This window comes from Pedobacter sp. ok626, assembly GCF_900100435.1.
Taxonomy (GTDB): domain Bacteria; phylum Bacteroidota; class Bacteroidia; order Sphingobacteriales; family Sphingobacteriaceae; genus Pedobacter.
This window is the reverse complement of record NZ_FNEX01000001.1, coordinates 203,621-216,753: the sequence shown is the minus strand read 5'-3', so window position 1 is coordinate 216,753 and position 13,133 is coordinate 203,621. Positions and strand designations below refer to the sequence as shown.

11 protein-coding genes are annotated in these 13,133 nt (G+C 41.6%); 4 read left to right on the top strand and 7 right to left on the bottom strand.

Annotation, left to right across the window (positions count from 1 at the left end; genetic code table 11):
* Positions 1 to 258 precede the first annotated feature (258 nt).
* Together BLS35_RS00745 and BLS35_RS00740 are read left to right on the top strand one after the other, a co-directional pair.
* Positions 259 to 780, top strand: a complete 522-nt coding sequence (locus tag BLS35_RS00745; RefSeq protein ID WP_090776871.1) for a hypothetical protein — start codon at positions 259 to 261, stop codon at positions 778 to 780.
* Between the two features lie 15 nt (positions 781 to 795).
* Positions 796 to 1,338, top strand: a complete 543-nt coding sequence (locus BLS35_RS00740; protein ID WP_090776870.1) for a DUF922 domain-containing protein — start codon at positions 796 to 798, stop codon at positions 1,336 to 1,338.
* A gap of 9 nt (positions 1,339 to 1,347) precedes the next feature.
* Here BLS35_RS00740 and BLS35_RS00735 read toward each other — a convergent pair whose 3' ends face one another.
* The gene (locus BLS35_RS00735; protein ID WP_090776869.1) at positions 1,348 to 2,109 is read right to left on the bottom strand and encodes a DUF72 domain-containing protein; all 762 of its coding nucleotides are present in this window, start codon (positions 2,107 to 2,109) and stop codon (positions 1,348 to 1,350) included.
* A gap of 169 nt (positions 2,110 to 2,278) precedes the next feature.
* Here BLS35_RS00735 and BLS35_RS27460 point away from each other — a divergent pair, with 169 nt between their 5' ends.
* A complete protein-coding gene (locus BLS35_RS27460) occupies positions 2,279 to 2,428 on the top strand; it encodes a lmo0937 family membrane protein (RefSeq protein ID WP_132225902.1) in 150 nt (49 codons plus the stop codon).
* 23 nt (positions 2,429 to 2,451) lie between these two features.
* On the opposite strand, the gene BLS35_RS00730 is transcribed toward BLS35_RS27460, so the two are convergent.
* Together BLS35_RS00730 and BLS35_RS00725 are read right to left on the bottom strand one after the other, a co-directional pair.
* Positions 2,452 to 2,826 carry a nuclear transport factor 2 family protein gene (locus BLS35_RS00730; RefSeq protein WP_090776868.1) on the bottom strand — a complete coding sequence of 125 codons (375 nt, stop codon included), beginning with the start codon at positions 2,824 to 2,826 and terminating at the stop codon, positions 2,452 to 2,454.
* 15 nt (positions 2,827 to 2,841) lie between these two features.
* Complete coding sequence (locus tag BLS35_RS00725) at positions 2,842 to 3,171, bottom strand: four-helix bundle copper-binding protein (protein WP_090776867.1); 330 nt, start codon at positions 3,169 to 3,171, stop codon at positions 2,842 to 2,844.
* 176 nt (positions 3,172 to 3,347) lie between these two features.
* On the opposite strand from BLS35_RS00725, the gene BLS35_RS00720 reads away from it, so the two are divergent.
* Positions 3,348 to 4,154 carry a hypothetical protein gene (locus BLS35_RS00720; RefSeq protein ID WP_090776866.1) on the top strand — a complete coding sequence of 269 codons (807 nt, stop codon included), beginning with the start codon at positions 3,348 to 3,350 and terminating at the stop codon, positions 4,152 to 4,154.
* An 82-nt stretch (positions 4,155 to 4,236) separates the two neighbouring features.
* On the opposite strand, the gene BLS35_RS00715 is transcribed toward BLS35_RS00720, so the two are convergent.
* From BLS35_RS00715 to BLS35_RS00700, 4 genes are read right to left on the bottom strand one after another with little or no spacing between them, the layout of a single operon-like run.
* Positions 4,237 to 7,071 carry a family 78 glycoside hydrolase catalytic domain gene (locus BLS35_RS00715; protein ID WP_090776865.1) on the bottom strand — a complete coding sequence of 945 codons (2,835 nt, stop codon included), beginning with the start codon at positions 7,069 to 7,071 and terminating at the stop codon, positions 4,237 to 4,239.
* 9 nt (positions 7,072 to 7,080) lie between these two features.
* Complete coding sequence (locus tag BLS35_RS00710) at positions 7,081 to 9,867, bottom strand: alpha-L-rhamnosidase (RefSeq protein WP_090776864.1); 2,787 nt, start codon at positions 9,865 to 9,867, stop codon at positions 7,081 to 7,083.
* A 28-nt stretch (positions 9,868 to 9,895) separates the two neighbouring features.
* Entirely contained in the window at positions 9,896 to 11,755 is a 1,860-nt protein-coding gene (locus BLS35_RS00705; protein ID WP_090776863.1) for a beta-N-acetylhexosaminidase, read from the bottom strand.
* Between the two features lie 32 nt (positions 11,756 to 11,787).
* Positions 11,788 to 13,089, bottom strand: a complete 1,302-nt coding sequence (locus BLS35_RS00700; protein WP_132225903.1) for a hypothetical protein — start codon at positions 13,087 to 13,089, stop codon at positions 11,788 to 11,790.
* Positions 13,090 to 13,133: the final 44 nt, after the last annotated feature.

Here is a 13,133-nt window from a genome sequence, read left to right as displayed (position 1 = left end):
AAAATAGTTAGAAATGAAAAGGTTAAAATTAGTGCAGAAGGAAATTTTAGTTCAGGATTAGAATAGATTTATTATGAAAGTATGCATCATCTTTTTCTTAGCTGTGTTTATGTGGATACAGGATTCAATCGCTCAAATGCCAATAGATGCGAGAATTATCTTAGTTGACACGTTGTTAAAAAATCTGAATAGTCACGAATTGAACTTACAGTTATATATTATAAAAACACCGGCGGCCAGAATTATTTTATTCCAAACATGTTAAATGGGTTCTATTATCAAAATAGGGATACACTCTCAGTCTATAAATTAAACGATGGAGCTTATAATTTAATACTTAGGTCAACGGGTTCTAAGGGCGGATTGGCTGTGTATCAAAAAACAAATTTTCAATCGGAAAATTGGAACAAGCTGTTCTATCGAAAAAAAGAATACGGAGATAGTATAGCTACCACTATACCACCACTCAAGGCACGCAACAATCAAAATGTGCTTTTTCTATCTAAAGGTGAAACATTTTGCTTATATGATATAAGTGCTCTAACTCATAAATTAAGAAATGAAGGAGAATATCTTTTTAAGTTTAGTCTGAATGTAAAATCAGATCCAAGCCTGCCGGAAGATATTGCTGGATACAAAAATTATGCAGGTTATAGTATAGTGGTTAAACCATTATACATCTCTGTAAAGCCAGTTAAACAAGGTAGTAAATTAACAATCCGTGATGAGAATCATAAGAAAACTCGCTCATTTGTTTGGAAATTTAAGAAGAGTATCTAACCTCCAGCTTTCAATATGAAAATATTTTTCCGCGTCCTACTTCCCATCCTTATCAGTGCGTTGGGAACTAAAACTGTTTGTGCACAAAAAAAATTGAAGGACGTCCCCCTACTCACCATAAGTGATTTTCGGGCACCTGTACCTCGCAATGCTAGGTTCCCCATTTATTTCAAATACAGGATTTATTATAAGATAGATACGGTCATCGAAAAAAGCAACAACAAGTACCAAGTCTTCGTAAAAACCAAGATAGAGCCACGGCCAGAAGAAAGCTATTGGGATACCGAGCGGGTACACATGAAAGACGTTTCACAAATGTTGATGCATGAGCAGGGACATTTTTACCTTGCGTACATCTGTGGCAGCAATATCGAAAAAACTATGTCTGCTTTTAATTTCACTGTCAATTGGAAAGAAGAAGTACGAAAAAAATTCTTCGAACTTCTAAGCAGTGAACGCGAATCTAATACCAGGTACGACGAGGAAACTGCACACGGGCTTAGACTAAAACAACAAACCAAATGGAATAAGTGGATGCAGGAAGAGTTGGGAGAGTGAGAAATAACCTTACCCTACGACTTTGTCCTTCAATGTAAATAAGTTCGCTAAGGCCTTACCCATAGTATTATTGAAATAACAATAAACTGTTTTTCCCTCCGACATCCAGTCCCGGATGTAACCAGCGTACTCATTTAAAACCTCATCCTCATAGCTCCCTCTATAGCTCCCATCCGGACCATGAAAGCGCAAGTAAACAAAAGGAAGTTCCGTTTCCAGCATTGGCGTAGCTGCTGGCGCTTTATCATGGATCACGATACCCAACCCAGCATCTTCTAATAACTTATAAACCAGATCTACATATAGCGAAGTATGCCTAAACTCCAATGCAATATTCCAATCACCATTTGGATCAGATTCACGCAACGTATTTACCAATAAAGCCAGCTGTTTAAATTGAGAGATCCGGACACTGGCTGGGAACTGCACCAACAAACAGCCCTTTTTGTCGCCTACCAAATCTATGATCCCTATAAAACGTTTTACGGCTTCAGTGTCAAATGCTAAGCCTTTATTATGGGTAATCTCCCTGGAGAGTTTAAAGGTAAATCTAAATTCTTTTGGTACTTCTGCAGCCCATTTAGCTACAGTGGATGCCATAGGTACTTTATAAAATGAACTGTTCACTTCGATACTGTTCATCATCGAACCATAAAAACAAAGCCGGCTTTTGCCTTTAAATTCTTCAGGATAAAAAAATTTATTAGGTACAGGCAACAATAAGCCACTAGTTCCATAATAATAAGCTGGTTCTCGATTAACTGGTAACATCAATGCCACATCCGTTAAATTTTAAGTTTTATTATTAAAAAGAACAGGCAAACAGAAATATTGTTTCCTCTGCAAGATCATTTACCCTGATGACTTAATTACAAAATAAAAAACAAAACCATCCCCCATGCGTTATAAAGTGACATCTTAACCTATAAAATAAAATATCATGGGAAATCTACTTTATGCCATCGCAGTCATTTTGGTTCTCATTTGGGCCATCAGTTTTTTTGGCGGTTTTTATACCGGCGGAATCATTCACATCCTGATCGTCATCGCCATTATATCTGTAATTCTGGGTGTCATTCGGAGGGCTTAATGAAGGAGCATACATCCTGTAAATTATTTTCTTAATTCAGATTCTGTATGCATAGCACAGATCCAATTTCCATTCTCCTTAACCCAGGTTGATGTACATGCGCATTTCCCTGAAGATTTCTGATCTTTCACCTCATATTCTAATTCTATAAGGTAGGCTAAAGTGGCTGTCCTTTCATCTATGATGTCGCTTTCAGCATCAGAGATATTGAGAACTTTCATTTGACTTCCTGCTCCAGAATCAAACATTTTTTTGAAAGAAGCTTCATCCACACTCCTTACCCCATCTTTTCCTGCTACGATGCAGGGGAAGCGGGTAAGTTTTTTTACAGTATCAAAATCGCGAGTTTCCATCGCTTTCCAATACCTTTTTTCAAGTTCAAGAATTTGATTTTCCATAATATTAGTTTTTGATTAAGCAGCCATTTTTCTACATTCTTCTGCGCAACGCAGACAGGCCTCTGCACATTCTTCGCAATGCTCGGTATTGTGCTTACCACATTCAATTCCGCAGGCATCACAGAGTTCTGCACAAATCCTGCATATATCTTTAGCCTGGAGACTTCCCAAGCTCATCAATTGAGCAGCAGCATAACAAACCGTGGCGCATTGCATATCCAGATCAATACAAGCAGCCATCATTTTAACATCTTCTTCTTTGGTGCAGGAGCTAGCGCAGTGGTTGCAGACTGCCGCACATTCCAGGCATGCATCAATGCATGATTTCCATTCATGATATCCCATAATTTTCACATTTAGTATTAAAAAAACATCCCTAACTCAGAATTGATTTGAATACTTTATAAAATGACATATCTGCTGCCGAAAAACTGAATCGAGAACTCATCAAAAAATACCCATTTCTAGGTATTTACTGCTAAAAAAAGCCGCCTTACTTTTGAAAACTAAAAGCCATCCTTATGAAAAACCTATTTAAATTAAAGCTATTGCTTTTCTTTCTCGCATTAACCTTTGTCCTGAATTCTTGTAAAAAGAATAAATCTGTGCCTCCCGCCGAAGAAGAAATACCTGGAACAGCAGATGGAACACTAACTTTAACCACAGTCAGTATTGAATATTCTGGCATTAATGTTTTTGTTAAAATACAGGCCGCTGGGACTGCTACAATGAGAAACTGGGGAATCTGTTGGAGTACAAACCAAAATCCAACTACTTCAAATACAAAAAATTCGGGTACAATACTCCCCGGCACCACCAATATGTCTACCAGCGTTGGTGCTACGCCGATTGAAGGTTGTGTTAAATATTACGTTCGTGCCTTCGCCATTACGACAACAGGCGAGACCTATTACGGTAATCAACTGGATTTCAAAACTGTTGGAATACTAAATGATTGCCATCCATTCAACGGATTTTGGCAGAACTCAGCAGGAACTATTGTATTCAAAGGAAATGCAGCGCATTTCTCCTTCAATTCGATCACTCCTACAGCAAAACCTGAATATGGCTGGAGAAATGCATTGGATAGAAATTTGATTTCTATTGGAAGTGACTATATCTATAATATTGTTAAAAAAACGGCAACTACCTGGAACTGCACAGTGATGTGGACCAAAGCTAATGCCGCTGGCACCCTTACGGAAGAAGTAAAACCAGCTCCAAATTCAACACTCACCTTAAGTACTGATGAAAAGACAATAACAATTAACTCTACCAGTCCGTTTGGAACCGGACCGGGGACGGCTGTACTTTCCAAGCAACCGTGAAACAGATAATAATTAGGGGAAGTCCGGATCAGAGAGCGAAAACAATCTATTCCAGACTTCCCCTCAACCCAAAGTGTAAGTTTTAGTATGGCGAAAAACCAGAGCGGTCAATAGATTTTAGCCTTAAATTATGCCGACCGCTGCTGACTTCCAACAAGCCATAGCCATCTTTAAAGCCTTTAATTTTCAGGTGATCACTTTCTTTAATACTGTTTTTGACATCATTTTCTGCCAACTGAATAACTGCGGTGCAGTTCGGCGGAACGCTCAGCTCCAGATTTAAATCCCTACCTTTTCTTTCCCAGGAAGTCTTAATTAAACCTGCGGGGGAATCAAAGGATGCTTTAGCCCAGGATAAAGAAGAGGCTTTTAAAGCTGGGAGTTTAATTAGAAATTTTTGAAAGCCGGGCGACCCGGGGTCTCTTTGAATACCAGCTACCCCCTCCACATACCAGGCACCAGGATAGAGGTAAGAACTATGCAGCAGGGAATGTCCGGGGAGATCCTTTTCCCACATTTCCCAAATCGTCGTCGCACCATTCGCCTTCATATACCCCCAACCCGGATAATCCTTTTGTGAGGTCATCGAATAAATCAGATCATCCCTTCCTTCCTGACGCAACAATTTAAACAGAATCGCTCCTCCGGTAATTCCGACATTGATATGCCCCTTATGTAACACCAGAATATCTTTTTCCAATCTTTTCATCACCCCGGCCCTTAAATCTGCGGGAGGTATCTCTGCCAGCAACGCAGCTGCAAGGTTAGACATAGAGCCATCTGCATAACTTTGATCAGTAGCCCGGTAAAATCTGGAATGGATAGCAGCCTTGCATCGCTCCGCTTGCTTTTCCCAACGCCCAGCCTCTTCATTTTTACCAATTACCCGCGCAATTTTTGCCGCTGTACGTAAATTAAATACCCTATAACTATTATTTAAACAAAGGGTCTCCTCTTTATCATTGTTCATTCCCGCTGCCGTGGCACCTGGCCATAGCCAATCACCCAAAAAATCCCAGCTACCACCAAATCGTTGTAATATATCATCTTTGGTGTGTAAGTCGAGGAAAGCCAACCATCCCTTTATCAGCTCAAAATTTCTTTCCAGAATGCGCTGGTCTCCCTCATGCTGGTAAACAAACCAAGGCAAGGAAACTACAATGCCACCCCATGCCGGTCCCCCGCCCCCGGAGTAAGTCGGAGCAGTATGCGGCAAAATTCCGTTATTAAATATTCTGCCACTCATAACATCTGTTCTGGCGAACTTCGGATCGTACATATTGCCCACAATGGATTCCGTCCCTTGTACATCTCGCCAGTCCTGCATCCATTTAGTGTAAAATGCGCCCAATTTGTAATTGTACATTCCCGTTTCACAGGTAGCGTGTGCATCACCTCCATACCCCAGTCTTTCACGTTGTGGACAATCGACTACAAAACCGCCAATAGCCAGATTTTCAAAGGTCCACCGTACTTTATTATAAATCCAGTTTTGCAGCGTATCCGAACATTCAAAACTGGTAGCCGTCTGAAAATTCGTTCTTACCATCCACCCCCTCACATCACTTAAACGAGGTTTATATTTCAATCCATGGATGGTGATCCACCTACCGGAACTATAATTAAAACGATTACGAAAAGTCCCCTTACCGCTTTCACCAATGATATAGGCACTATGCAGGTTGAAAGTCTGGTCAGCTTGCGCTCTTTCAGAATATTCAAATTCTATTCTATCACCCTTATTTCCCATCAGATCAACTTCCGTCCAGCCGGCAAAATTAACGCCCATATCCACCCTATATGAACCATCCGGCCTGGCCTCAATACCAACACTTTTGATCTGGTCAAATACGCGGTTCGGTTCAACGTTTTGTGCAGACAAAATCAAGTCAGGCTGATAAATGACTGCTTTATTCCAGCTTGTTTCATCGCAGGTTACCGTATTCCAATCGGGAACCTCTTTATTCGCGTCCCAAAGCTCACCACCCATTTTAGCAAAATCCCAGGTTCCCAATAATTTATTCGGACTTTCATGTGTTTTCCAGCTTTCGTCGGTTTGAACAACCATGACAGGTTTGGTTTCCGCACCAGCATTTTTTTTATTATAAATAGCCAATTGCGCGATCACTATTGGGGTGTTTGGCCTCCCGGGTTTTACATAGGGGCCAAATATCGACCAGGACGTTCCTAACCAAATGCCAATTACATTTTTCCCTGGCTCCAACGCAGCCGCAATATCATAAGCCACATAACGTGCACGTTTGGTATGATCCGTTACTGCGGGAGCAAGAACATCATTGCTAATTTTCTTTCCGTTCACATATAACTCATGGTACCCTACCGAGGCGAGGAATATCACAGCCTTTTCGGGTTTCAGCTTTAAGCTAAAAGTTTTTCTCAACCAGGGATCGGAAATGTTGCAGTCCTTTTGTGAGGGATCAAATAGCTGATCTGTTCCGACCCATTTGGCTTTCCAATCTTTCTGCTGAAGTAATCCTGTTACCCAATATGCAGTTTTACTCCATCCGGAAACAATTCCTTTTTCATCTTTGGCAGCTACCTTCCAATAATAATAACGATCTGACCGCAGTCCCTTCCCCTTATACTCTATTTGTTGCATCTGATCAGAAGCAATCCAGCCAGAATCCCATTCGTCGCCTCTGTTCTGATTCAGCAGCTGCATGTCAGAAGCCACTATAATGCGGTAAGCTGTTTGCTTCTGTCCATAGGCAGCTGGATTTACAGCTTTATAAGTCCAGTTTAAACGAGGGATCAATTCATCCAGTCCAATGGGATTATTCAAATACTCGCAACGTAAATTCTCAGGCTGCATGCTACTTTTCGGAACTACCGAAAAAGCACTTCGTATTCCAAAAACCAACACTATGAATAGCAACAGCAGATTTTTTTTTATCATGATCAGAAATTATTTTACCCAGTCTAATAAGTAGGTTCCAGAACCCAAAACAATTTTCAATTTACCCTTTTCAATATACGCTTTCCTAAATTCTTTGCGCTGATCTAAGGGGTGTTGATTCAGCTTTGACAGCTTCGTATCAGAAATCGGCAAAACAATTAAGGCTTCTGTATTTGCAGGGATGGTTACCTGCAATAACACTTTACGTTGCTCCACCTTCCAGTCGACCGCAATACGGCCACTAACGGCCTTATAACTTGCTTTCAACCATTCTATCCCTTCTACAAACTGCGGCTCTATCAAAATCTTGCTAAAGCCAATGTCCCCCTCCTGCTGTTTTATTCCTGCCAGGCCGCTATAAAACCATTCCATTAAATGGCCCAGCATCATGTGGTTATTGGAGACATTTTTCAGTGCAGGCCAGGATTCCGTTAATGCAGTCGCACCGCTTCGGATCTGATAACCATAGCCTGGAACATCATCCCTGTTGTTCATTTGGTACAGCAGCTGTGACGCTCCTCCCTCTTCCAATACCCTGATCAGATAACGATATCCAATGTCGCCCGCTGTAAGCGCATAACCGCTTTGCTGTATAGATGATTTCAAATTAGCAAATACCTTTTCCTTGAAGGATTCGTCTACCAGCCCCATATACAGCGCCATGGCATAGGAGGTCTGGCTACCAGTTGAATAAATACCTGTTTCCGGCTGGAAGAACTTTTTATTGAACGCTTTTTTAATACTCCCCGCCAGTTTCCTGTAACCTTTTGCATCTTCTGTTTTTCCCAAAACATTTGCAATCTGGCCAAGTAAATCTGCGTCATAGTAAAAGGTAGCGGTCGCAGTTAAGGATTTAGGCGTAAGCTGTGATTCTCCCGGCTCTTTTGGACCAAGGTCAAACCAATCACCCAAACCGTGTGACAAAATATGGGCTTCAGCTTTACTTTCCAGGTAACTAAGATAACGTTTCATCATCGGGTAAGCCTTTTCAATTGCTTTTTTATCACCATACCATTTATATAAATACCAGGGTATAATAATAGCAGCACTACCCCATTCCGGAGAATCCCTGAAACCATCATCAAATACAACATATTCAGGAACAATATCCGGCACCAGGCCCGAAGACAGCTGTGATTCAGCCATATCGTCTATGATTTTATTGTAAAAGAGCTGAATATCATAGTTATATTTTAATGAGCCTCCGACTAAATGTGTCTGTTCCAGCCATCCCAGTTTCTCTCGGTGTGGACAGTCGGTGCTTACATGACTCATGTTACTCTTCATCGCCCAATCGATCAGCTTAAAAGTTTGATTGAATAAGGTATTAGAGCAGCTAAATGTACCTACCTCCGGAAGGCTGTTACGGGTATGAAGCATTTGAAGCCCCTGTATTAAAGGTTTGTCTGACATTCCAGACTGACCCGCTGGAACTCCGCCCTCAATCAAGGCATATCTGAATCCGTAATAGCTAAAACGAGGCCCCCATATTTCTTCGGTACCGCCTTTAAGGGTATAATCGAAATAATAGGGACTTCCCGATGCCTTCTGATCCGGCATTCCCTGAACGGTCAAGATTTCCGCAGGAATAATCCGGACCCGGTCTCCCTTTTTTCCCTTAACTTTCAGCCGAATAATACCAGAGGTGTTCTGACCAAAATCATATAAGTAGCTGCTCTCGGTTATTTTCCTGATCGTTTGCGGCTCAAAGGTTTGCATCACCTTTAATGGATAGCTGGTTTCTGCCTTCATCGCCCCCCCTAAACCGGCCAGTAAAACTACCTTTTTCCAGTGCTGATCATTAAATCCAGCGCTATCCCAACCGGGTTGTTCAAGGCCCGCATTATAATCTTCACCGCCATAGATGCTACTGAATACAATGGGCGATGGACTTGTTTTCCAGCTACCATCGGTCACAACCTCCCCGCTACTGCCATCCTTATAACGGATCAGCAGTTTCAACCTCAGCATAGGGAAACCTTCGGCCCTCGCCATTTTACGGTAACGTTCGCGGTTCACATACATAAAGCCGGGTCCTACTATCGCTCCCAATGCATTTTTTCCTGAAACCAGCGCAGCAGTTACATCATATGTATTATAAAGATTAGTTTTAGCATAGTTGGTCCAGCCGGGAGCAAGAAAGTCATCTCCTACTTTTTTACCATTCAACTGCAGCTCGTAGTGCCCCAGTCCGGAAACAAATACATAAGCTTCAGCAATCGGCTTTTGTACATTAAAGAGCCTTCGGAAGTAAGGAACAACGGCAGGCTGAACAGCCTTTTTGCCCAGTGATTCTCCATTACCATGTAATCCAGGAACAACCTTCATAGAATCCTCCAGCACCTGGTAAGCGATCCAGTGGCTTTTATCCCATTCTTTTACGTTTAAAATACCGGTAGAGAAAGATGTTGGCCTGCTCCATTCGGATGGTTTACCATTTGCAGACCAAATTCTTACACGCCAATAATACCGCTTGCCAGACACAAGTGGTTCTCCTCTGTAAACTACGGACATAGCAGAACCAGCATTCATTTTTTGTGAATCCCAGAGGTCCGCCTTCCCTGACTCAGCGTTTTTGGCCTTGCTAAACACCTGTACCTGAAAGGCCCTTTGTAGGAATGACCGCTGCGTAGCACCGATCTCCCATCTGAATTCAGGATTAGAGTTTGCGATGCCCACAGGGCTTTCCTTTTGATCACAATGAAGGTTTATGGCGACAATTCTGTCCTGTGCCTTTATGATGCCATTAAACGCAAAAAAAGCTAGAACGATTAAACCATATTTAACGTTTTTCATTAGTATGTCTATTTCTGATGATTCCCAGTTACTTTACCGTGTACTCAGTAGTTTTTCCGATCTGCACTCCGTTTTTAAAAGTCGCAGCCTTAATTTTCGCGTCAGGATTCACATTAAATGGCCCGATATACCTAATGGATTTTTGATCAGGATCTGTGCCATCCAGGCTATAATAGATTTCAGGATTATAGCTTTGTGTTTTTAACACCATCTGAGGCTTTTGAGTCCTGGCTCCGCTAACCATTTCAAAACCGACCTGGTAAGCACTCTTGGAATAATTGATCCCTAAAGCCTCGTAACGGTTGTACTCCCTTTCCATTTTGCCCTTAAATCTCTCCCAGTTCTTTTTTTCCGGAGAAGACCATGCTACCTCCGCCAGGGCGGCAAGGCGGGGGAAGGCCATGTATTGCAAATGATTAAAATCCGGTATAAACTCTGTCCAGATATTCCCCTGTAAACCTTTAATATATTTAGCTTCGTCACCATTTAGTTCTGATGGGATCGGCTCATAACTATACACACGCTCAAGGGTATTAAAGCCGTCAATAGTAAGTGGCTCAAGATAAGGTGCACCCTGGTAATAATCCAGATAAAGGTAGGTGGTTGGCGTCATCACCACATCATGATGTTTTTTTGCTGCCATCACACCTCCCGTTGTACCTCTCCAGGACATTACGATTGCATCGGTGGCGAGCTCCTTTCCTTCCAGAATCTCATCCCAGCCAATCACCCTTTTGTTTTTAGCCTTAAGTATCTGAGCTATACGATTGATAAAATAACCCTGTAATTCGTGTTCATCTTTCAGCCCCTCCTTTTCCATACGTGCCTGGCAATATGTACAACTTTTCCAGTTCGTTTTGCGACATTCATCGCCACCAATATGAATGACCTTTCCGGGGAAAAGCGCAGCCACTTCCGTAAACACATCTTCCAGAAATTTAAAGGTATTTTCTTTGCCGGCACAGTATACATCATCAAATACGCCCCATTTATCCTTCACTTCAAAAGGCCCAGGATTTTCGCCACAACCCAATTCCGGATAACCTGCAAGTGCCGAGGTACAATGCCCTGGAAGGTCTATTTCGGGAACAACGGTGATGTATTTTTGCTGTGCATACGCCACAATATCTTTAATCTCTGCCTGCGTATAAAATCCACCATGCGGGACAGCATCGAAACGTTCCGGCTGCTCTTCAAAATGTCCGATCAGACTTCTTTTCCGCCATGCCCCTACTGATGTCAACAAGGGATATTTTTTGATCTCTATCCGCCAGCCCTGGTTATCAGTTAAATGCCAGTGAAAAGTGTTGAGCTTATAAGCAGCCAGAAAATCAATGTATTTTTTCACCTGCTCAACGGTAAAAAAATGTCTGGACACGTCCAGCATAGCTCCTCTCCAACTAAACCGAGGTTGATCTTGAATGTGGAGTGCAGGAATGGCGACTACATCCCCATGATTTACAGGTAACAATTGTAATAGAGTCTGCATGCCATAAAAACACCCCTGGGGCTGCTTTGCTGTGATGACAATACCACTGGAATTAATATCTAAGGTATACCCCTCAGCACCCATCCCCGGCAGTTTATCTGAGAGTTTAAATACAATCTGGTTTTTACCAGGAACACCTGGTAACGTCCTTAAAGGTAATTTACCACCCGTATGGGATTTTAATTTTGCTGAGAGCTGATCCGCAATGAATTTCAGCTGGCTATTTTTATCCTCATATGAGATAACTGTAGCGCTATTAGGTATGAAGTTTCCAGGCATGACCTTTACCAGTTCCGGCTCAGGAACGATTGAAAATTGTTGCAACTGCTCCTGTGCTCCCGCATCGCTGTTTATAAAACAAATCAAAACGGCCATCAATAATATTTTTAATGCATTCATATCCTAACAGATTATGTGTAAAACCAGTATCATTATTTGTAAATCGCATACAATTTACCTTCACCAGGTAAAAAACTATCTGTTAATTTATGGTCTGCGACCTTGTAGTCAATGGTTATTTCCAATCCATCCACTTTAGAAATTCCTTTAACGTTTGTAAGCGCATTACCTGTTTTAAAGGTGAAAGACTTACTTTCAGTTAAAGATTTATTCACCACCATAATGTAAGTTCGGTTATTCGCAGGATTCACAAAATGAGTAATCAGCATAGGCTCATTTTCATTTTCTGCTTTCCAGATAAAATCTGAGGGTGTTCTCCTGGTACCGGCAGGGATGGCAAGTCCAACATGATAAACATCTATTGCATCCAGCTTGATCAAAGTTTTACCCAGTTGTTTCATTTCAGCGTTAATCACTGTAAACGGATCGTAGAGATCAGTCTTATTTCCTTCCACATCTACTATAGCATTGGTAAATTGTTCCGTTGAACCAATTGGGGTCCAATAGGTAAACCATACCGGCAGTTTAATGCCATAAGCCAGATTCGTAAATGCACTGTAGCGAAGTTCATTGGCATCTGGTCTTCTTAAACCAATAGAGCTGCCTATGGATTGCAAATAAGAAGAGGTTCTGATTTTGTATTTCAATCCTATTCGCCTGAAGAGGTCCAGGTCTTTGTAGTAAGGAATTTCCCTTAAACTTCCGTCTTTCATAAAAGGATAATTATCAAATGAAAGATATTTAAGGTTAACCGCCCCTACTTGCGCTATCCACTTCTCTACATATTCCTTTTCATACTCCACATTCGCTAAAGCCCCGGTTGCATAGCTGGGGAGAAGGTTAACATGCGGCACCTTTTCGGGATCGAGGTTAATCAGCTTTTTATATCTGGCAGCAGCATCCGGCAAATCAGGCACAAGGGGTTCATCCTTGATATAATACCCGGATGTTGCCGGATGATTTTTGTAAGCATTCACCATCGCGGCCATCTCTGCATCTGTGCCATTAACCCGTTGATCTCCTACAAACATTTTCAATTGATGGGCAGCGGCCATATTCAGCATTGATAGCTTATTAGCCTGTGAATAACTTAAAGATATGTCTTGTATAAGGTCAACATTCGCATCCCTGATGTTTTTAAAATGATGGTCAGTAATGTAACCTATTCCCGGCGACACATAGATACCGATCATCATCTCGTCTTTTACTTCAGCAACCGGTGGTTTAACCGGCTCAGTCTTTATTTTTTCGGTTTGTGCTTTACTACAGCTATAGATACTTGTAAGTATGAGCATACAAGCACATACTAAAGATATTTTAATCGATCTGTCCATTTGTGTGATGTTTAGATGTGTGATATACAAAAGCTTTCTACCCT

Coding starts and splice junctions, on each gene's coding strand:
- BLS35_RS00720 (WP_090776866.1), top strand. CDS start 3,348: ATGAAAAACCTATTTAAATTAAAGCTATTGCTTTTCTTTCTCGCATTA.
- BLS35_RS00710 (WP_090776864.1), bottom strand. CDS start 9,867: ATGAAAAACGTTAAATATGGTTTAATCGTTCTAGCTTTTTTTGCGTTT.
- BLS35_RS00700 (WP_132225903.1), bottom strand. CDS start 13,089: ATGGACAGATCGATTAAAATATCTTTAGTATGTGCTTGTATGCTCATA.
- BLS35_RS00705 (WP_090776863.1), bottom strand. CDS start 11,755: ATGAATGCATTAAAAATATTATTGATGGCCGTTTTGATTTGTTTTATA.
- BLS35_RS00715 (WP_090776865.1), bottom strand. CDS start 7,071: ATGATAAAAAAAAATCTGCTGTTGCTATTCATAGTGTTGGTTTTTGGA.
- BLS35_RS00740 (WP_090776870.1), top strand. CDS start 796: ATGAAAATATTTTTCCGCGTCCTACTTCCCATCCTTATCAGTGCGTTG.
- BLS35_RS00735 (WP_090776869.1), bottom strand. CDS start 2,109: ATGTTACCAGTTAATCGAGAACCAGCTTATTATTATGGAACTAGTGGC.
- BLS35_RS00725 (WP_090776867.1), bottom strand. CDS start 3,171: ATGGGATATCATGAATGGAAATCATGCATTGATGCATGCCTGGAATGT.
- BLS35_RS00745 (WP_090776871.1), top strand. CDS start 259: ATGTTAAATGGGTTCTATTATCAAAATAGGGATACACTCTCAGTCTAT.
- BLS35_RS27460 (WP_132225902.1), top strand. CDS start 2,279: ATGGGAAATCTACTTTATGCCATCGCAGTCATTTTGGTTCTCATTTGG.
- BLS35_RS00730 (WP_090776868.1), bottom strand. CDS start 2,826: ATGGAAAATCAAATTCTTGAACTTGAAAAAAGGTATTGGAAAGCGATG.